The sequence below is a fragment of the Roseovarius aestuariivivens genome (assembly GCF_004761875.1).
In the GTDB taxonomy this organism is placed as follows: domain Bacteria; phylum Pseudomonadota; class Alphaproteobacteria; order Rhodobacterales; family Rhodobacteraceae; genus Roseovarius; species Roseovarius aestuariivivens.
Genome location: NZ_SJEY01000013.1, coordinates 38,200 through 57,806 on the forward strand (window position 1 = coordinate 38,200; position 19,607 = coordinate 57,806).

Annotated in this window: 15 protein-coding genes; 13 read left to right on the forward strand and 2 right to left on the reverse strand. The window is 59.1% G+C overall.

Annotated elements, in window-relative coordinates:
- Positions 1–2: 2 nt before the first annotated feature.
- On the reverse strand, positions 3–3,386 hold the full coding sequence (locus EZV60_RS17520; protein ID WP_135507115.1) for a hypothetical protein: 3,384 nt from the start codon (positions 3,384–3,386) through the stop codon (positions 3–5).
- A gap of 551 nt (positions 3,387–3,937) precedes the next feature.
- Here EZV60_RS17520 and EZV60_RS17525 point away from each other — a divergent pair.
- The 7 genes from EZV60_RS17525 to mdoH all read left to right on the forward strand — a co-directional run bounded on the left by EZV60_RS17525 (position 3,938) and on the right by mdoH (position 11,145).
- Entirely contained in the window at positions 3,938–4,840 is a 903-nt protein-coding gene (locus EZV60_RS17525) for a glycosyltransferase family 4 protein (RefSeq protein WP_245306345.1), read from the forward strand.
- 283 nt (positions 4,841–5,123) lie between these two features.
- Entirely contained in the window at positions 5,124–6,257 is a 1,134-nt protein-coding gene (gene ribA / locus EZV60_RS17530) for a GTP cyclohydrolase II (RefSeq protein WP_425353574.1), read from the forward strand.
- The gene (locus tag EZV60_RS17535) at positions 6,254–7,207 is read left to right on the forward strand and encodes a zinc-dependent alcohol dehydrogenase (RefSeq protein ID WP_135507119.1); all 954 of its coding nucleotides are present in this window, start codon (positions 6,254–6,256) and stop codon (positions 7,205–7,207) included. The genes ribA and EZV60_RS17535 overlap by 4 nt, the downstream gene beginning before the upstream one ends.
- 9 nt (positions 7,208–7,216) lie before the next feature.
- Positions 7,217–7,612 carry a 6-pyruvoyl trahydropterin synthase family protein gene (locus EZV60_RS17540; protein ID WP_135507121.1) on the forward strand — a complete coding sequence of 132 codons (396 nt, stop codon included), beginning with the start codon at positions 7,217–7,219 and terminating at the stop codon, positions 7,610–7,612.
- 1 nt (position 7,613) lies between these two features.
- A complete protein-coding gene (locus EZV60_RS17545; RefSeq protein ID WP_135507123.1) occupies positions 7,614–8,402 on the forward strand; it encodes a methyltransferase domain-containing protein in 789 nt (262 codons plus the stop codon).
- Positions 8,389–9,159: a RibD family protein gene (locus EZV60_RS17550; protein WP_135507125.1), complete on the forward strand. Its 771-nt coding sequence runs from the start codon at positions 8,389–8,391 to the stop codon at positions 9,157–9,159. Before EZV60_RS17545 ends, EZV60_RS17550 begins: the two co-directional genes overlap by 14 nt.
- Positions 9,160–9,336: 177 nt before the next feature.
- Positions 9,337–11,145 (forward strand): glucans biosynthesis glucosyltransferase MdoH, encoded by a 1,809-nt coding sequence (mdoH, locus tag EZV60_RS17555; protein WP_135507127.1) that lies wholly within the window; start codon positions 9,337–9,339, stop codon positions 11,143–11,145.
- 62 nt (positions 11,146–11,207) lie between these two features.
- Here the strand turns inward: mdoH and EZV60_RS17560 are convergent, their stop codons facing one another.
- Positions 11,208–11,789 carry a YceI family protein gene (locus EZV60_RS17560; protein ID WP_135507129.1) on the reverse strand — a complete coding sequence of 194 codons (582 nt, stop codon included), beginning with the start codon at positions 11,787–11,789 and terminating at the stop codon, positions 11,208–11,210.
- An 89-nt stretch (positions 11,790–11,878) separates the two neighbouring features.
- On the opposite strand from EZV60_RS17560, the gene EZV60_RS17565 reads away from it, so the two are divergent.
- From EZV60_RS17565 to EZV60_RS17590, 6 genes are all read left to right on the forward strand, one after another.
- A complete protein-coding gene (locus tag EZV60_RS17565) occupies positions 11,879–12,625 on the forward strand; it encodes an endonuclease/exonuclease/phosphatase family protein (protein WP_245306346.1) in 747 nt (248 codons plus the stop codon).
- 81 nt (positions 12,626–12,706) lie between these two features.
- Positions 12,707–13,432: a CDP-alcohol phosphatidyltransferase family protein gene (locus EZV60_RS17570; RefSeq protein ID WP_245306347.1), complete on the forward strand. Its 726-nt coding sequence runs from the start codon at positions 12,707–12,709 to the stop codon at positions 13,430–13,432.
- Positions 13,429–15,045: a sulfatase-like hydrolase/transferase gene (locus tag EZV60_RS17575; protein WP_135507133.1), complete on the forward strand. Its 1,617-nt coding sequence runs from the start codon at positions 13,429–13,431 to the stop codon at positions 15,043–15,045. Before EZV60_RS17570 ends, EZV60_RS17575 begins: the two co-directional genes overlap by 4 nt.
- Positions 15,042–15,935 carry a lysylphosphatidylglycerol synthase transmembrane domain-containing protein gene (locus tag EZV60_RS17580; protein ID WP_135507135.1) on the forward strand — a complete coding sequence of 298 codons (894 nt, stop codon included), beginning with the start codon at positions 15,042–15,044 and terminating at the stop codon, positions 15,933–15,935. The genes EZV60_RS17575 and EZV60_RS17580 overlap by 4 nt, the downstream gene beginning before the upstream one ends.
- A 395-nt stretch (positions 15,936–16,330) precedes the next feature.
- The gene (locus tag EZV60_RS17585) at positions 16,331–17,557 is read left to right on the forward strand and encodes an ATP-grasp domain-containing protein (RefSeq protein ID WP_135507137.1); all 1,227 of its coding nucleotides are present in this window, start codon (positions 16,331–16,333) and stop codon (positions 17,555–17,557) included.
- Positions 17,558–17,604: 47 nt separating this feature from the next.
- Positions 17,605–19,560 carry a hypothetical protein gene (locus EZV60_RS17590; RefSeq protein WP_245306348.1) on the forward strand — a complete coding sequence of 652 codons (1,956 nt, stop codon included), beginning with the start codon at positions 17,605–17,607 and terminating at the stop codon, positions 19,558–19,560.
- Positions 19,561–19,607: the final 47 nt, after the last annotated feature.

The following is a 19,607-nucleotide window of genomic DNA, read 5'->3' on the forward strand; positions in this document are numbered from 1 at the left end:
GCTCAGCGCGGCGGACTGTAATCTGCGGTGGCACCGACCTGCAGCACCCAGTCCGCAATCTCGGGTGTTTTTTCGCTCACGAGGTTGTCGGCCAGGAAAAGAAGCCTGTTGGTGTCCTTGCTGTCTGCGCCCGTGCAGAACCGGTCTTGCAGGTAGAAGGGCGGGGTCGCCTGGTAAAGAAGCCGGGCCGTCACCCGGGCCACAGTGACGTCGGGCAGATCGAATGCGTATGTCACGGTGTCGGCGCCGGTGACCGGAGTTGCGCCTTCTGCATCGTAGTCCGGGTCGATGACACCTTCGGAGTTCGTGACCCCCACTGCTGTCGTGTCTTCAGCAAGGTTTGGCTGTGCACCCAGAGCCTTTGCGATCCGGACCCTGTGCGCGAGGGGCAGAAAACCGGAGGGATAAAGCCGATTATCCTTCACCTCGGAACAGATCGACAGAAAGCTGGTGGTCAGTTCACCGGCCGGGGTCGCGTCATGGCCGCAATCCGCCGAAGTGGCACCCGCCGGTGGTGTGCTTACCAGTTCTTGGTAGATCTGCGCTTGGTCTTGCGCGGTGATGAGCTCGTAATGCGGCTGGTGCGGACGGTCAGCCCAGTTTGCTGGTCTGGTGCATTGTTTGGTCCACCAGACCTCACCTGTGACAGGCGTCTTCTGCGGCCCTGTGATCTGGCCCGCCGGGTTGACCCCACCCGATTGCCAAAGGATGCTGTCGTTCTCACCATAGGCGGTGAATTCTATGAAAGCACGGCGGAAGCCCACGCCCGAGGGAAACTTGTGCCCGGTAAGGTTCGTGACCGTGACATCGAAGGCATTTCCGTAGGCGTTGCCGCTTGACGGATTGACGGGGGCGCTTTGGCTGGTGCCGACGGTCACTGTGGCGGTGGCGTTCCGGGCGTTGTCGAGCATTGCGAGTTTCGTCAGGTCGGCGGGGTTGAGCCCGTTGCTGACCAGCATCGGGCTCGATGCAGGGATCCCCAGGACGTTCGGAAACTGATCGGCCATCTCGACGAGAAACATGTTCAATCCGACCAGCGTGTGTTTCGCGAAGCCCTGCCGATAAGGCAGGTCGATGTTTTCCGACGATTCCGTGTAATCGGCAGCGGAGAAATTGGTGCGTTCCTGAATTCCCGCGATCTTGCTGACATAGGGCGTGCCATCAGCCGTCTTGCTTGGCAGGTGGCATTCCTGACACTCCTGCCATTTGCTGCCCTGGTCTGATTCACCCAGAAGATTGACGCCAAGCAATTCGCCAGAACGGAAATCGCTGAACGCCCATTCCGGATAGGTTGTCTGCTCGTATACGTATGTCAGAATGTTAAGGTTTTCACTCGCCGGGTCGGTTTCGCCAAGAACCGGCAGGTGCACGGTATGGCATGAGCCGCAGGCGGCGGAGTCCTTGAAACCTTCATGATATTGCGGCCTGAGTCCAAGCGCGTTTTCCATCGGTACAGTCTTGATCGGACCTGCGGGATCGTTCTCAGCGCCGAACGGGCCATTGATCTCGTCGGCCGCGCCGACTTTGAAACTACCCGTGAAGGTGGCGGCGAAATTTGTGTTTGCCGGTTGCCCCTCGCCATTCTGGCTGAAGATCGCCTGACGCTGCGCGACGCAGATGTTGCGCGTTTCCGTCTCGTTGCTGGCGTCGGTTGGTTGCGGCGGCGGCCCGGCCACGGTGGCATCGGCGAAGTTCATGCGATGGCAGGCCGTGCAATTGATCCCGTCTCGCGCGAGCGCTGCGTGGCGCGCGTCGATATCGTCGAAGGTTGACGGCACCGTGTCTACGTCGGCTCGGGTAAAGTTCTCGCAGGTCTGCGTTTGCGCATCGAATGTATCGATCTGGAACTGGCGCTGTCCCGCGATGCCATGACATCCAAGACAAGTATTCTCGATGAAGGAGGGCAGGCTTTTTTGACCACCGTCATAGGTGCCCGAATGGAACGTGTTCGTCTCAGAGGCAAGCTGAGCGTAGAAAATCGGATCGCGTCCGGCCAATCCCATCGGCGAGGTGCGCCAGGTTGCATAGGGTGAATAGTTGTAGAGATGCGGGACCGACGCGCCCGCGCCCGCGTTTTCCTGAAGTCGCTTGTGTTCCGCCACCGTGAGTGGATGCGTCATGTCAAATTGCATGCCCGTGCCCCCGGCGTCGTGGCAGCCCGCGCATTGGTCCGAGGTGAGATATTCGCTGGCATCGGTTGCCGGACCCGCAAAGACGGGCGCGGTGTCGTAGGTTGCGCTGATCATGCTGATCGTGTCCGGGTCTGTCGGCACTGGCGTCTTGTCATAAAGGTACTCTGCAATCGGTCCTTTACCGGGGGACGGATCACGTACCTGTGCCGCTTCGAGGGCTGGCTGAAGCGCGCGCAGCTCATGCCCGTTCGTGACATCGGTGCGTCCGGATGTTTCGCCGGCGATCGAAGGCGTCAGCGCGGCCGGATCGCTGAATACCTGAACATCGAACCACGAATTCGTCAGATAGCTTTCCGGCTCGCCCTCGCCGAGTTGCAGGTTGTTCATTGTCGAAAACGTCGAATTGTCGACCGCTGACGCATGGCAATTCAGACAATACTGGCCGAACCCCATCGCAGGCGCGCCCCAGTATTGCGGCGGCCAGTCATTGGCCGAGGTATTCTCGGTCGTGGCACCGGGGTCATACTTCGTTGTCTGAGAGGCGAAGTTCTGTTGGGCTTCGGTCTTGGTCGGACCGAGGGCGAGGCCGTAATAGCCCCAATACCAGCCGTCATGCGTTGCGCCCGCATCGCGCACCATAAACGCGATACCGCTTGTGGGGAAAAGGGTTATTGGATCGCGGTCCTGGCATACGGTGGCCGGGGCGTCGTACATTTCTTTCACGATGATCGCGCCGTCAGGCATCGGTGTTGCTGGGGCGTCGTAATGGCCGGTATCGCCCGGCCGTTCGACCGAAATCCAGTCGAACGCCGTCTGGTTGTACCAGATCACCGCCGGCTGATGGAACGCGCTTTGGGCGGTTTGCCACTTGCCGGAACCCTCGCTGCCGAATGTAACACCGGTCGCCATGTCGGGGCCAAGCTGGCGGACGAATTTGTCGCGATACCACCCTTCACCGCTCGGCGCGCCGTCTTCGATAGGTGCGAGCCGCCGGTGGCACATGTTGATAAAAAACTGACTGACTAAATTCTCATAAACTTCAGCCGCTGACATCCCTCCGGCGGGTTGCGTCGCACTTGGCGTTTTGAGTTTTGCTTCCAAAACCTCGCAACTCGTCCCGTCGAAGTTGCCTTGTGTCGGCAAGAGGCCAGAGGCGCTGTCATAGGGGCTTGGCGGTGTCGCGTCACACCAGACCTCGGCGTTGGCCGATGCCGCAAAGGCAACAAGCGCTGCGGACAGCAGTACATTCTTCATATGGGGACCCTCGGCTGACTGCTGACCAAGGACTTGCGGAGAGAAAAACCCTATGACCTGGCAGAGTATCGGTTGTTTTTGCCGGTCATGAATTCGCTAAGCGGGACAATATTTTTGGTTTAAATGCAATGCCGGTACACACTGGATAGTTGAGCATGGGGCGCAACATTGTGTCAAGCAAAACGTGGGTTGCGAACGGCGCTGGACGGTAGGTTGTGCCCTTCATCTCGCAGATATCCGCAGGTTTGCGCTGGCCTGTCTTTGGGCGTCTGGTGGCCCCAGAATTGCATCGACAATGCCATGAATTTTCCGCGTTCTGGAAAAGCCCTAGGTCTTGGGCGCGCCGTGAAAAAGCTTTGGATTGTCAGCGGCGCAGTGAAAGGAGGCGGTTTATGCGACCAGAGTGCGTTTTCGCCGTGCCGGGTGACTTGTCGGCACCAACCGGTGGATACCACTATGACCGGCAGCTTCTGGCGGCATTGAACGACGTGGGGCAGCGGACACGCCACTTGGCGTTACCCTCATCCTTCCACTTCCCGGAGGACCAGCACATGCAAGACGCTGTGGAAGCACTCGCAAAGGTGCCGGCAAAGGACGTCTTGATCGTAGATGGACTGGCCTACGGCGCGATTGAAACAAGGCAAATCGACCGGATCGTGGCGCCAATCATCGCGTTGGTCCATCATCCGTTGGCCCACGAAAACGGCTTGCCGCCAGATCAGGCCAGAAGGTTGCGGCTCCTTGAAAAAGCCAACCTGGGGAAAGCCGCGCATGTCCTTGTTCCGAGCGGGCATATCAAGGATGTTCTCGTGACGGACTACGACATAGCGTCTTCACGTATCGAAGTGATCCGTCCGGGTAGACCCGAGTTTCTGTCTGTACAAAATCTGGCACGAGATGATGCTGCGCCCCTTATTCTGTCCGTGGGATTGTTGCATCCCCGGAAAGGGCATGATGTCCTCATTTCCGCACTTGATGCTTGTGCCGATCTGACTTGGCGTGCGGTGATCGTCGGCGCGCCGTGGGAGAAGGGCTATGACAAAACTTTGCAGAACCAGATCGATGCGGCCGGTTTAGGCGAACGCATCAAGCTCGCCGGTCGGGTTCGGACGGAAGAACTGACACGCCTTTATGCCGAAGCGCGGATTTTTGCGCTGGCGACCCGCTACGAGGGCTACGGGATCGTGTTCGACGAAGCCTTGATCAATGGTGTGCCAATTGTCGCGACCGCCGCAGGGGCCGTGCCAGGTACCGTGCCGACCACGGCAGGTGCGCTGGTTCAGCCAGAGGATGCAACAGGCTTCTCCGCGGCTTTGCGCGGGCTGCTTAAGGACGACGTGCTGCATGCCAAAATGGCGGCGGCGGCGGTGCAGGCCGGGCGCGAACTTCCGTCTTGGGCAGATGCGGCACACCGCGTCAGGTCGGTGATCGATCGTGTGCGTAGCATGGCCTGACGATCTGTCGCTTCCTGTACTTTCAAGCGCCCGCGCCATTCGGGAGCGGGTCAGTCTGAGCGTCTTGGTTGTGTTTGTCCAAATGGTGATTTGGCCAAGGTTGTGGGTTGGTTCACGCGATTGTGTTTCGCCTCAAAGACTTGGCGACACCGGTGTGAACCGTGCGTCTGCGATGTGAAAGTACAGAGCGATTGGCACGAACCGGCCCACTCGGGTCAGGCGGTCTTGCTTTGATCAATTCCCCTCTACATTCATCGCGTGAGTGCCAAGATGGAGTTCCGCGTTGCAAGTTTTTCGTTCATCCGCAATCGACACGGCGACCGTATCAGCTGTGCTTGCGCCGAACGCGTCCGAAATGCTGGCGCGGTTGACCAACGATATGGCGGTCGGTTTGCCAGTCGTATTGCAGGGCGCGCAGGGGGCCGTCCTTGTCGCATTGATCGAAACTTTGACGGAAAATCGCCTCGCTGCTCTTATGGCCCTTGGACGCGCTGAACTTGTTCTGACCGAAGGCCGCGCGCGCGCCCTTGGAATAGAAGCCGAGGTTGCCGGGCAGAAAGTGTTGCGTGTCGACCTACCTGAAAGCTTCGGACTCGGACAACTGAAGGCGGCGGCGGGCCAAGGTGCTGACGCCGCCGCACAGCCCGAAGAAATGCGCCAGGCCGGCCCAGCGGCGCAGCTTCATGAAGCGGCCGTCGCCTTGGCGAAGTCGGCGGAAATGTTGCCCGCGTTGTTACTTGTACGCCCTGATCCACTACAGGCAGAGGCTGGCGATCTGGGTTTGTCTGCGATGAAGGCCAAAGACGTGCTTGACTGTCTTGCGCACGAACGGAGGCTCTCAAACGTCAGTTCGGCGCCCCTGCCGATGGCAGTTTCCGATCTTGGGCAAGTGCACGTCTTTCGAACCGACAACCGGCGCGAAGAGCATTACGCCATAGAGTTTGGCACACCGGATCCGGCACAGCCGGTGACTGTGCGTCTGCATTCGGCGTGTTTTACCGGCGACGTGCTGGCCAGTCAAAAATGCGATTGCGGCCCTCAGCTTAACGGTGCGATGCGTGCAATGGCCCAAACCGGCGGTATACTTCTTTACCTCAATCAGGAAGGACGCGGCATTGGTCTCGCCAACAAGATGCGTGCCTACCGTCTTCAGGATGCGGGCCTAGACACGGTCGAGGCCAACCATTGGCTTGGCTTTGATGACGATGAGCGTGATTTTCGGCTGGGCGCGCGCATGCTGCACCGCTTGGGCATTCGGCGCGTACGATTAATGACGAACAATCCCGCAAAAATTGCGATCCTGTCGTCGCAAGGAATTGAGGTTGTGGAACGCGTGCCGTTGCACACGCCCCAGACGTCTTGCAATGCGCGCTACCTTGCGACGAAGGCCGCGAAATCTGGACATCTGATGCCATGACGGCCGCCGCGCTTTGGTGCATAGGGCCAGAACAGGCCGAAATCCGCGCGGGTCAGTTGGGCGAGGGGATCGAGGTCGAAACCCTCTTCAGCGCAATCAGTCGCGGGACCGAGCGTCTTGTTTTCGAAGGACGCGTGCCGAGAAGCGAAGTGGACAGGATGCGGGCACCCGCACAGGAAGGTGAATTCCCGTTTCCGGTAAAGTACGGCTATTGCACAGTCGGACGCGTGCGGCAGGGCCGATTGGCTGGACAAAAGGTTTTCGCGCTGCACCCTCATCAGACCCGATATCGCATGCCGGAAGCGATGCTGTCTCCGATCCCGGATGCAGTGCCGGATGCTCGGGCGGTTTTGGCGGCAAACATGGAAACCGCCCTTAATATTCTATGGGACAGCGGCGCGTCTGCGGGCGACCGGATTACTGTTGTCGGGGCAGGGGTCGTCGGCGCGCTTGTGGCCTATCTCGCCGCAAGAATGCCAGGGGCGGAGGTCACACTGATAGATCGGCTGAACGGCCGGGCGCGCCTTGCCAAGGCTTTGGGATGCAGTTTTGCTGTGCCCGATGAAGCCCCGCAAAACAGCGACGTCGTTATTCACGCCACGGCGACCGCCGCGGGACTTGCACTTGCGCTAGACTGCGCCGGGCAGGAGGCCACGGTCGTCGAGGCAAGCTGGTTCGGCAGCAGCGTGACCGAGGTTCCGCTAGGCGGCGCATTTCACAGTCGACGACTGAAGCTTCTCAGTTCTCAAGTCGGCCATTTGCCGCCGGACCGCACGTCGCGCTGGTCTTTCGGGAGACGCATGGCCAAAGCTCTGGAGCTTTTGCACGACCCGAGCCTGGACGCGCTGATTTCAGGAGAGACGGCCTTTGATGATCTTCCGGCCCAATATGGCAGGATTCTGTCTGATCCAGATACGCTGTGTCATCGCATTCGATATTCATCAAACTGAGGAAATCCCATGTTCGCCGTAGAAGTCCGAGATCACATCATGATCAGCCATTCCTTTCCCGATCCGACGTTCGGACCGGCGCAGGGCATGCACGGGGCGACCTTTACCGTTGATACGGCCTTTTACACTGAGGACATCGACGACCTGGGACTGGTGGTCGATATTGGCCTTGCGACCGAAGCCCTGTCCGAGGTCCTGGCGCCGTTGCGATACCAGAACCTCGACGAGGTGCCGGAATTTGCGGGGAAGTTCACGACGACGGAATTCCTGTGCAAGCATATTTTCGATGAAATGGCCGGTCGCGTACGAAAAGACCGCCTGAAAGATGGCGGGCGGGTGAAGAAACTGCGCGTTCTTCTGCACGAAAGCCACGTTGCGCGGGCTTGGTTCGAAGGCGATATCTGAGATGAGCTTTTCCGCCGAGTGGCTTGCTCTTCGGGAGCCGGCCGATCATGCCGCGCGCGATCGGGGCCTGTTGCGCCGCGCGGTCGCGGCTGCCGGTCCCAAGCCGGTGGTTCTCGATCTGGGGTGTGGCACAGGATCTACCGTACGGGCGATGCGCGCGCAGTTGCCGTCCGAAACCAGGTGGCGGCTGGTCGACAATGACGCGGCCTTGACCGAATCCGCCGCCCAGGACGCGGGCGGGGAAACCGAGACCTTCGTGCTTGATATCTCCGACCTTGAAGTTCTGCCGCTTAGGGATGTAACGCTTGTGACGGCCTCGGCCCTTCTGGACCTGGTTCCGGAGGACTGGCTGCGCCAGCTTGCCCTGCGTCTGAAGGTTCCGTTCTATGCCGCTCTGTCCTACGACGGAGAGATGTGCTGGACGCCCGAGATGGAAACGGATGCGGCGGTGACAGAAGCATTCAACGCGCATCAACGGAGCGAAAAGGGAATGGGTAGGGCCCTTGGTCCCGACGCGGCGAAAGCCGGTGCGGCTCTGCTTGAGGAGGCGGGGTTTTCCGTGGTGCAGGCGGAAAGCCCGTGGTGCCTTGGCCCGACCGAGACCGCATTGCAGCGAGAACTTGTCGACGGCATTACCGACTCGGCGCTGCAGATGGGATGTTCGTCTGCCGCCGCATGGGGCGAAGCCCGGCGCGATGCTGCGGCAACATCCAGCGCGAGGATTGGGCATCGGGATCTTCTGGCGCTGCCTCCCGGTATCGCAGGCGGGAACCTTCATGCGCCCGATTGACGTGAGCACGCGTGTCTGGACGCGGCTTTTGGATCTGCGTACCGAAGGCGGTTCCGAGGGCGCGCCGGAGTGGACCGAGGCCGAGAAGGCGGCATTTGATCTTTACGCGCCACTTGCAAGCCGCAATGGAGGGTACGTAACCGTTGCGCAGATAGGACAATCCCTCGATGGGCGGATTGCGACCGTCACCGGTGATGCGCGCGATGTTTCGGGACCTGATGGTCTTGCTCACTTGCACCGCATGCGGGCGCTTGTGGACGCAGTGGTGATCGGTGTGCGGACTGCCTTGCACGACCTGCCACGAATGACCGTCAGACTTTGTGAGGGGCCAAACCCTGCCCGTGTTGTGATCGATCCCAAGGGCCGACTGCCGGATGATGCGCCCTTGTTGCAGTCACAGGAGGTGCGTAGGATCGTTGTTCAAGCGGTCGACCGGCCACGACCGAACGGGGTCGAAGTCATCCGGCTTCCAGATCAAAACGGTGCGCTCTGCGCGCGGGCAATCCTTGCTGCTTTGCATGACGCAAATTTGCAGACAATCATGGTCGAAGGTGGCGGCATCACCATCGCAAATTTTCTCGATGCGGGGCTGTTGGAGCGTCTTCACGTCGCCATAGCACCGCTTCTGATTGGTGGCGGTCCGCAAAGTCTGACGCTGCCAAACCCGGTCAGGCGTTTGTCGGATGCGATGCGCCCGGACGCTCAGATTTACGGACTGGGATCCGATATCGTTTTCGATTGCGATTTGCGCGCATAGCGCAGCGACGCAGGCAACCATTTTTTTCAAATCGGTTAGTTTTTGCATAAATTTCCGGTGTTTTGGCAGCTTTTTGCCGCCGCGCGTCCTCCATTGGGTCGCCCACGGAAACGTCACTGGATGTTTTGCGCCTTTGCACCAAAACCACGCCATGGACAAGAACAAGGTGACCTTTCCATGAACGATCTCGATCCTGCCGAGGCTCTCTTTACCGAGGTTTCTAGTGAAAAAACGCGCGACTCTGCGTACTGGTGGCAATCTATGCCCGTGACCAGCCGTCGCCGGCTGATTGCAGGTCTGAACGCCGCAACCGTAATGCTGTTGCTTGCCGGAATGTGGAGCATCCTTGCCACCGAAGGCTTGGTGTTCGGGGAATACATCATGCTCGCGGCCTATGCGCTGACCTTGCCGTGGCTTTCGATCGGTTTGTGGAACAGCCTGATTGGTTTCGCGCTCGATCGCGTGTTCGGCGATAACGCGGCGCAGGTGGTGACACCGGCGCTGTCCAGGGTGACAGGCACAGAAATCATCACGCAGCGGACCGCTATCGTGATGGCGCTGCGCAACGAAGATCCGGAAGCGTCGATCGGGCGCTTGCGCAAATTACAGCGAGAGATTGCCCGTAGTCGCTGGCACAACAAGTTCAGTTTTCATGTTCTGAGCGATTCCGACCTACCTGAGATCGCGGAGCAGGAAGCCAGGTTGGTCGGACGCTGGCAGGAGATGGCGCCAGAATGTGACATCCACTACCGGCGTCGAACGGACAACTCCGGATACAAGGCCGGAAATATCGCGGAGTTCGTGCACCGATCTGTCGGGCGCTATACCTATTTTCTACCACTCGATGCCGACAGCGAGATGGGCGCGGATACAGTTTTCCGTATGGTCCGGGTCATGCAGGCCAGCCCCGAGATCGGGATGCTGCAAAGCCTTGTCACCGGACTTCCTTCACGGACATTTTTCACACGCGCCTTTCAGTTCGGAATGCGTCACGGCATGCGGTCCTACACGCTTGGCGCGGCCTGGTGGCAGGCCGACTGCGGCCCGAACTGGGGGCACAATCTATTGATCCGCCTGCAGCCCTTTGCCGAGGCATGCATGCTGCCGGTACTTGAAGGACGGGGTCCGCTTTCGGGCCACATTATGAGTCACGACCAGGTCGAGGCCGTTCTCATGCGTCGCGCCGGATTCGAGGTTCGCGTGATGGCTGAAGAATCGGAAAGCCGAGAGGAAAATCCGCCAAGCCTGATCGATTTCATTCGTCGTGAACTGCGCTGGATGAACGGCAACATGCAGTACCTTCGACTGCTCAACATGCCGGGGCTGAAACCGCTCAGCCGTGTGCAATTGCTTCTTGCCATCCAGATGTATGTGAGCGCGCCGGCATGGATGGTGTTTATTCTGGCCGGCGCTGCCATGGCGGGAAGCGACGTGCAGATGGCGTCGGTGCCGATCTGGGTCGGGCTAAGTTTCTTTGCGCTGCTGATGACATTCACACTTATGCCGAAGCTGATGGGCTTGGCGCAGGTATTGTCGCGCCGCGACCGGGCTGAAGCCTATGGCGGGCGTGGCAGAGTCGCGCTGGGCGGTGCCGCGGAAATCCTGTTCTCCATGGTGACGTCGCCCATCGTCGCCTTTTCGCTGACCCTTTTCATGGCTGGGCTTTTTCTGGGCCGGCGCATCGGCTGGGACGCGCAACAACGCGACCGGCGTTGCCTAAGCTGGAGAGAAGCGGCGCGCGTCCTCTGGCCGCAAACCGCTGTAGGACTGGCGTTGTCGGCATGGCTTGGCGCTGTGGCACCGTGGGCTTTGTGGTTCGCCGCGCCAATCCTTTTTGCCCTGGTTTGCGCAATCCCGCTGGCCGTGGTGTCGACCTTGCCTGCGATCAGCCGGTGGTCAATTTCTCGGGGGCTTTTCGACATTCCAGAGGACCAGGTCGGAGAGCGAATACGACGCCGAATGCGTTTCGTGGCAAATCACATCTGAAGAAAAACGGCCTGCGGTCTCTTCCGCAGGCCGTTGCGCCTTCGCATACTCTGATTTCCGGATCAATCCATCTTCATCGCTTCCGTTTCGATTCTGATATCGACGGTGTCGCCGACAAGCCCGTTCTCAACCGCATACATCATGCCGAAATCGCTGCGCTGGATGCTGGCGTCGAGTGAAATGCCAAGCACGAAACGCTTGTGGCCGAAAGGATAAGCTTCAGCCTTGTTGAGCGTCACGTTTAGTGTCACGGGCTGTGTCGTGCCGAGAATAGTCAAGTCACCCTCGACGGTGCCAGTCGTGTCTGTTTCGGGCATGCCGCCCTCCGCCGTGAAGGTGATCATCGGATGGTTCGCGACGTCTAGAAAATCGCCATTACGGACATGTTCGTTGCGCGCATCGTGAAAGGTGTCGACGCTTTCCGCAGCGATACTGACCTCGACATTGCCGAGCTCTTTCGTTTCCATATCGTAGTCGAAGGTGCCATTCACGGAGCCGAAGATCCCTAAGGTCTTGGCATAACCAATGTGATCGACCGTGAAGAACACTGTCGTATGTGCCGGGTCAAGCTCGTAGCGGGCCATCTCGGCATGAGCGACGACGGGCAACAGGCTGAGCAGGGTGGAGGCAATTTGAATTCGCATGGGGTCTCCTATCTCTGATGAAGGGCGAGGCGAGAAAAAGTAATGAGCTGATGGTAGATCACGACCGTTCATCTGCAAATGACACCGCTGTGAACCAGAGAGCCGAGCTTCGCTGCGCGAGCTGGAACATACACCGTGGCAAAGGAACCGATGGGCGGGTCGACCCGGGTCGGATTCACGCGGCGATCGCCGGTGCCCTTTTAGCGGACGGGCTCGATGTTCTGGCGCTGCAGGAGGCGGATGAGGAATGCCGCCCGCATGGCCGCATTCTGAAAGTCGACCGCATCGGCCGTGACACCGGCCTGCGCTACCAGCACGAGCATGCGGTCATGCGTTGGGGGCCGCAAAGCGATGGGTTCCTGGGAACAATTCTGTTCCTGCATCCACGGTTTTCCGCGAGCCATCGGGATGTGATCGACCTGCCCGGCCATTGCCATCGCGGGGCAGTGGTGATCGAGGCGCGGGACGGTCCGGCCTCGTTTCGCGTGGTGTCCGCGCATCTTTCGCTGAGCCAGCCACTGCGGATAATCCAGATGCGGATTGTCGGACAGTATCTGCGCCGCAGGCCGCCGATGCAGACAATTCTGCTGGGTGACTTCAACGAGTGGCGACCCTGGGGCGGCCTGATGTTCAACAGGCACCTTATCGGCCAGCGCTTTCACGGTCCGGCCCTACGCACTTTTCCGTCGCGCTATCCGCTCTTGCCTCTGGATCGGATCATGACCGACCGGGCCGGGGCGGTCTTGCAAGCGCGGGCGATCACGACCGAGGAGGTGCGACGAGCCTCGGATCATCTGCCGATCACCGGTACAATCACACTCTCGCGAGAAGACTGAATCAACCAAGGTAAGGCTGGCAACACCTCTGGTCGGACACGTCGCCAAGGCTACGTAACCGTCATCAGTTAGGTTCGCGAGATGGTCGACAGTTCTCATCAATCGCTCGGCAGGGCGTCCCGCATACGATCGCCGCAGACAGACTTTCTCTGCCTGTCGATGTTGTTGGCTGCGCTTCTGACGCTCACCGCTGCCCATATCCTTGCAACGCCGTTTTGGGCGCTTGGTGGCTTCGTCGTCGGGGCGGGGCTGGCGGGGTGGGGCTTGCGTCAAAGCTTTGAGCATGGGGTGCTTGGCTTTTGCAACGTCGTGACGCTGGTGCGAATGGCGCTGGCCGCTCTCTTGTTCGGGATGCTCTTCGAGACGGAAAGCGTGCCATCCTGGTTGGTGTTTTCAATTGCCGTCGCGGCCTTGGCGCTGGACGGCGTGGATGGGTTCCTTGCTAGGCGCTCTGGATTGACGTCCGATTTCGGCGCGCGGTTCGACATGGAGACCGATGCAATTCTCGGCGCTGTTCTTGCCACGTGGTTGCTCTTTTCCGGAGAGGTGGGTCCTGCGATCCTTGTCCTAGGCTACATGCGGTATGTTTTCATGCTGTTTAAGCTGGTCGTTCCGACGTTGCGCGCACCGCTTCCGCCCTCGCTGCGCCGCAAGACAATTTGCGTGGTGCAGATCGGCGCGCTGATCTTCGTTACTGTGCCGGGCAACCCCGGGTTTTTGGACGGTCCGGTATCGTTGGTTGCCTCAGCTTTGCTGCTCTACTCGTTTTGCGTAGATGCGCTTTGGCTGCTTCGACGGGACGCATGAAACGCCGCATAATTCTCCTGAGTGTTTCGGCATTTCTGGTGTTCGCCGTACTCGTGTTGCCCAATCACCCGGCAAACATGCGCCCGGATGCGCTGCTTTTGTTTCCTTGGGAGCTGCCGGCGGTTCTTGGCCTTGCACTTGCGTTCGGCAGGCTTCGGGGGCTGGCCACGACCCTCGCCATTGTGCTCTTGTTCGTCATTGCGCTGAAAGGGGCTGATTTTGCGATGTTCCTGGCGCTCGATCGGCCCTTTAACCCAGTCCTCGACCTTTTTCTGGTTAAAGCCGGAGTTGATCTCTTGCGCGACAGCGTTGGGGGATTTCAGGCCGCTCTCATCTTGGGTGGTGGTGCGACACTGGCTTTGTTGCTGTTCGTTTTCTTGCGGCACGGGCTGAAAGCCTGGGCAACCGTTGAGCTGCCGCGGCGGACACGCCTGGCGGCTTTGGCGGGTCTAATCGTGTCCGTTTGCATGATCGTGGCCGATACATCGCATGACCTTGGTTATTGGCAGGCAAACCAAGATCCTCCGGGTACCGCATGGACCACGCGTCTGGCTGTCGAGCGTTTGCGAAAAACTCAGGTGGTGGCGGCGGACCTCGTGCAGTTTCGGCAAGAGGCGCGCGACGATCCGATGGATGGGGTTGCGAACGTACTGGATCGGCTGGAAGGACGCGACGTTCTCATCGTCTGGATCGAGAGTTACGGGCGTGCCAGCTTCGACAATCCGCTTTATGCGGCCACGCACACACGCACGCTTGCCGAGGCGGAGGCGCGGATCGCGCAACTTGGGTTGGGAATGAAAAGCGGTTGGCTCATCTCGCCAACCGCCGGCGGGCAAAGCTGGCTCGCACATGGCGCGCTTGCAAGCGGACTTTGGACCTCCAATCAGGGGCGCTACACCGCGATGCTGGCCAGCGGGCACAAGTGGCTGTTTCACTTCGCGCGGCAAGCGGGCTACCGCACTTCTGCTGTAATGCCGGCAATCACGCAGGCCTGGCCTGAAAGTGCTGCAATGGGTTTTGACCGTTTTTTTCCGGCGGCGGATATTCCCTATCGCGGACCGCCCTTCAATTGGGTGACGATGCCGGATCAGTTCACTCTTGCGGTTTACGAGGATCTATTGCCACCTGACGATCGACCGGATTTTATCCAGATCGCGCTCATTTCGTCGCACGCGCCTTGGACGCCGGTGCCAGACTTACTGCCGTGGAATGCGGTAAGGGATGGCCGCATCTTCGATGAAATGGCCAAAACTGGGCCGTCACCGCGTGACTTGTGGAAGGACCGCGATGCGATACGCGACGCGTACCGACGGGCCGTGGATTACGCGCTTCAGGCCGTCTTTTCACATGTGGTTCGTTTGGGAGAGGACGCGCCTTTGGTAATTGTCGCCGGCGATCACCAAGCCGCCGGTTTCGTAGCTGGTAGCGACAATCGTGATGTGCCGGTTCACATGATCGGGCCCCGAGATCTCATCGACTTGATTGAGGCATGGGATTGGAGCGATGGTCTCCTGCCGGATCCAGAGGCACCGGTGCGCCGCATGGACAGCTTTCGCAATGATTTTCTGCGAGCGTTTAGTTCGCAGCTAAGCAAGAGCGCTGACGGTTCATGACGCAGCGTCTGTTCAAGCTGTTCTTTTCGATCGGCGTCATCGCAGGTTTGCTTTGGTGGATTGGCCCAGACGAAGTACTCCGGCACCTCGTGCAGGCACAGCCGGGCTGGCTTGCCGCAGGCGCAGTTGGACTGCTTCTGAGTACGTTGTCGATGGCACGCCGTTGGCAGCTGACTGCGCAAAAGCTAGGGCTGGAACTTTCTTATCTCCACGCGTTGCGCGAATACTATCTCTCTCAAATCGTCAATTCGGTGCTGCCGGGAGGCGTTCTGGGCGATCTGAGCCGGGCGCTTCGACTTCGCGATAAGGCAGATTTCCGTCGGGCGGGCTATTCGGTTATGGCTGAACGTTTGATTGGCCAGATCGCAATGTTTTCTATTACCGCTACTGGGCTCCTCGGCGCGTTCTTGTGGCCGGGTGGTCTTGACTGGCCGATCTCGTTCTTTGTTGTGCCACCAATACTGATCGCATTTAGCGTCATCTTGTTTCGAACCTTTGGCGCGACCCCCGAGGCAATTGAATTCCTCGACCTGTTCGCCAACCTTCTGCGAAATAGGACAATCCTCCTACACGCGTTTGGCGCAACAGCGTTGCTGATTTTCAGCCTTTATGCCTGTGCCCGTGCGACTGGCACAATAGTGCCACCAGAGGCGTGGTTTACGATCCTTCCAATGATTCTTTGCGCCATGGTTATTCCCCTTTCCGTGGCTGGATGGGGATGGCGTGAGGGTACAGCCGCGACGCTAATGCCGATGATCGGCGCCGCTCCCGGTGCGGGTGTGGCGCTCGGACTATGCTATGGTGCGTTGATGCTGCTTGTCACGTTGCCGGGACTTGTTCTGTTCTGTCTCGGAAAAACGCCTGGGCAGGACCGGCGTGCGGCATTGTGAGATATGCAGAGCTCCCGGCTGTGAGCTGAGACAGCTATTGGCTCAACTTCGGTTGGTCCACGAATTTCTGTGAACTGCGTGATGTCGGCCTGACCGTACGTTTCCGCGACATCAGTGCTTTTTTGCACACCGAAGATCTGCCTTTAAGTTGTTGGGCGCTGTCAAGATTGAGGTGGCGAATTCAGGGAACTGGCGGCTGCGAGAGCGAGCCGATCCCCTCACCGAGGTGGGCAGGTTTGAATTTTGCACTCATCGTGTTACATATTCACGTGAAACCGACGCAAGCTAAGTCTCGCCGGGATCCTTACCCTTTACAGAGGTCCTGTTTCTAACCGCGAGGTGGCGGCAGCACATCATGTGTTGTCCGGTGCTTGCGATGTTGAAAGGATGAATAGATGACCGAGAAGAACCCGGAGAAAGGCTATGTTGCGATATTGGGCTGGAGCCTGAACGCAATTGACGCGATCGACCGTTTTGACCGCCGCTACGTCGTCGTCGCACCGCCTTGGGCGGAAGACTATTGCAAGCAAAACGATATCCCGTTTGTGCCGTGGGATTTCGATCGCCTTAATGAACGCTCGCATGAACTGGCACACCGTTTGGAGGATATGGGCGTCGATGTCGCAATTCCTATCTTCGAGGAAACGGTGGAATGGGCTGGTGCTATCAACGCCGTGCTTCTGAAGAACCCGCGCCTTCTGGGCCAAGCAATGCTCTTTCGGGATAAATCCCTGATGAAACGTCGGGCGCAGCTTGGCGGTATTCGCGTTGGGGTGTTCGAGGAAGCTCACGACCGTGGGGACGTGATCCGTTTTCTCAAACGTGTCAACCAGACGCTGCTTAAACTTGATGGTGATCCGAACGACCCGATCCATTTCAAGGCTTTCGACAAGTCCGGTACAGCCGGTCATCGCGTGATCCGTACGCCAGAAGACGTGGACAATATTCCAGACGACGAATTCCCGGCGCTACTTGAAAGCCATCTCGATGGCTGGGAATTCGCGGTGGAAGCGTGGATCAAGAACGGCAAGATCCAATTTCTGAACATTTCCGAGTATGTCACGCTTGGTTACTCCGTCTTTGTTCCCGCCACACCGGAACTTGAGGCGCACCGCGAGCGGATCACCGAGGAGATCGAAAAGCTGATCGAAACTTTCGATATCGAATTTGGCTTTATCCATCCGGAGTATTTCTTGACGAGCGACAACAAGCTGTACTTCGGTGAGGTGGCGTATCGTCCGCCAGGCTTCAACGCATTGGAGTTGATCGAACGCGCTTATGGCTTCAACGGATATCAGGGCCTTGTCGTTGCGTTTGATCCGAAGACGACGCAGGAAGAGCTTGATGCGTTCTTCCCCGAGCCTGTGAAGGACGCGAAAGGCCACGCCGGCTGTTTCGGCGTCTATCCGCGCCGCCGCGTTGTGAGCCGGTTGGAGGTGCCCGAAGAAACGGCACATCATCCGTATTTCGAGTTCCATGAATTGTCGGATCCGCGCGAGCAGAAGGTGGCGAAACGCTCCGCGTTTGGTACACACTGGGGCCTGGCCTATTTCTTCGGTGACAATCCGCATCAGTTGCGTGATCTTCTGAAGAAGCAGGAAGATCTGGATTATTACGTTTGATGTCTCTGACGGATGCGCCAACAGACCAACCGCAAGCGAGTGCACAGGTGCAACGTCTCTGCGACACCCTGGACGTAGCGACCGAGCGGTTGGAACGGGCGCGTCCGTTTGCCAAGGCCCGCTACTTGGGACCGGTTCTCGACGTGGTGGCGCGCTTGCTGCCTATCGAGGGCGGGGTCGACGCGATTTGCAAAAGGGCAGTGCGGCTGGATCAGGCCGGGCTTTTCTCTGGCTCGGATTGGGACCGGCCGGAAAGCTTGATGCCGCAGCTTGTCGGAACGTCCTTGATCTCAGATGATCCGTCGCTTCGCGCACTGGAGGCGGTCAACTTAGCCCGCTTCTTGGCCGTTGCGACCGAAGAGGCAAGGCATGACAACCTGCATGTTGACGGTGCGCGGCATTTCCTCACACAAGTTCTGGCGCTAAATCTGCGCGACGTATTCGGACATTCCGACGAAGCCGCCCGCGTGATGGGCGAGAGGTATGAGACCAAGCGCAGGCTCATGCTGTATATCGCCGACCATATCGGGCTGACCGATGTTTTGGGCGTTCTCGTTTCGGAAATCTGGCGCTTGCTTGAACAGCGGTCTGTTCAGGTCGGCGTGGTGAAAGATATGATCGCGCAAATCGCCATCGCATTACACGAAAAAGGCACAGAGCCAGGTAGCACGCGGCTTGGCGCGGAGCGCTTGGTCAGCGCGCTGTTTGGGCCGACTGCGGCCTCTCTCGATGATCCCGGCGTCGACGTCTATCTTGACCGGATCGCCCATGCCGACGAGGCCGGCTTGTCGCGTGAAGCAATGGGCTTTGCCCGTGCGATGCATGATACCGGTCTTGTGTCGGACTACCATGTGGCCTTTTTGCTTTGGGCGGTCGAATATAAAGACCGACCGCTTATTCCCGAGGCTTTGGGTCTGGGATCAACCGGACTGGATTGCTGGCGGCACTACCGGCGCCTTATCGAAGACTTGATCCGCACTGCGGTAACGCCGGCCACACCGCAGGCGATTTACGGAATGTCGACACTGCTTGATCGGGGTGTGCTTCATCACGCGCCGATGGTGCCGGCGCTGGACCGTCAAATTCGACTGAAATTACGCGGTGGCGCCAGAGAGCGCCTTGAACTCGGATTCAGCCCGCAGGCGTCGCCCGAAACGCATCTCCTGGCGGGTGTGCTGCAGGTGATTGGACAGCCATTGGGCGTGGGGCAGGGAGCCAACCCAACGTGCCAGTCGGCACGAGCCATCGCGATGTGGGCGCTTAACGATCCCGATTTTCTTCTACACCTCGTCACACAGGCGGCTGAATTCGACACGCTCCTGATGCAGTTTGAGGGTCAGCCTATCAACTCTGCGGACCTGCCGGCTGGTCTGGCGGGGTTCGGACCGGTTGATGCTGACCCCGTTTCGGTTCTGCTCGTGTCGCATCTGGATCGGATTTACGCCGAGATGGGGCGGCGTTGCGTAGGCCGGGCCGGAGATCCACACCGTTGGATCAATCCGGAGTTTCACGGCTGGTGGGTCGCCCGGGACTGTGCCGTCGCAGTGGACGTAACCACCGGCGATCTCGCGGATTACGATAACTTCCTGCGCCGTTTCTTCATAACGTATCACCCGGAATTCAACGGCAATCAGCCTGTCACCCATCCGCAACCCGCGGGCATTGCGGTGACGGACCCACAATGTCAGTTCGTTGGCTGGCACGCTATTTCGATCCTTCGGGTAGGCGAAGATCAATCTGGCGACATGCGGGTCTACTTTTACAATCCCAACAATGACAGCGGGCAGGATTGGGGTGGTGGCGTGATTGTCTCGACCAGTGGTCATGGGGAAAGGTACGGGGAAGGTTCGCTTACATTCGAACAGTTTCTTTCCCGCGTTTATCTATTTCACGACGCTCCGCTTCGGGAAAAGACAAGCGAGACTGCCGTCCCGGAGGATGCGCTCGCGCGCGTGCGCGCGCAAGCTCTGGACACCTGGGCGTCGGACAGACAGCCAAAGTAAGCATTTGCCACAAGTCGGGATGATCCGTGTCGTGACGGATCTAAGAC

Coding starts and splice junctions, on each gene's coding strand:
- EZV60_RS17545 (WP_135507123.1), top strand. CDS start 7,614: ATGAGCTTTTCCGCCGAGTGGCTTGCTCTTCGGGAGCCGGCCGATCAT.
- EZV60_RS17575 (WP_135507133.1), top strand. CDS start 13,429: ATGAAACGCCGCATAATTCTCCTGAGTGTTTCGGCATTTCTGGTGTTC.
- EZV60_RS17550 (WP_135507125.1), top strand. CDS start 8,389: ATGCGCCCGATTGACGTGAGCACGCGTGTCTGGACGCGGCTTTTGGAT.
- EZV60_RS17535 (WP_135507119.1), top strand. CDS start 6,254: ATGACGGCCGCCGCGCTTTGGTGCATAGGGCCAGAACAGGCCGAAATC.
- mdoH (WP_135507127.1), top strand. CDS start 9,337: ATGAACGATCTCGATCCTGCCGAGGCTCTCTTTACCGAGGTTTCTAGT.
- EZV60_RS17570 (WP_245306347.1), top strand. CDS start 12,707: ATGGTCGACAGTTCTCATCAATCGCTCGGCAGGGCGTCCCGCATACGA.
- EZV60_RS17520 (WP_135507115.1), bottom strand. CDS start 3,386: ATGAAGAATGTACTGCTGTCCGCAGCGCTTGTTGCCTTTGCGGCATCG.
- EZV60_RS17525 (WP_245306345.1), top strand. CDS start 3,938: ATGCAAGACGCTGTGGAAGCACTCGCAAAGGTGCCGGCAAAGGACGTC.
- EZV60_RS17560 (WP_135507129.1), bottom strand. CDS start 11,789: ATGCGAATTCAAATTGCCTCCACCCTGCTCAGCCTGTTGCCCGTCGTC.
- EZV60_RS17580 (WP_135507135.1), top strand. CDS start 15,042: ATGACGCAGCGTCTGTTCAAGCTGTTCTTTTCGATCGGCGTCATCGCA.
- EZV60_RS17585 (WP_135507137.1), top strand. CDS start 16,331: ATGACCGAGAAGAACCCGGAGAAAGGCTATGTTGCGATATTGGGCTGG.
- EZV60_RS17540 (WP_135507121.1), top strand. CDS start 7,217: ATGTTCGCCGTAGAAGTCCGAGATCACATCATGATCAGCCATTCCTTT.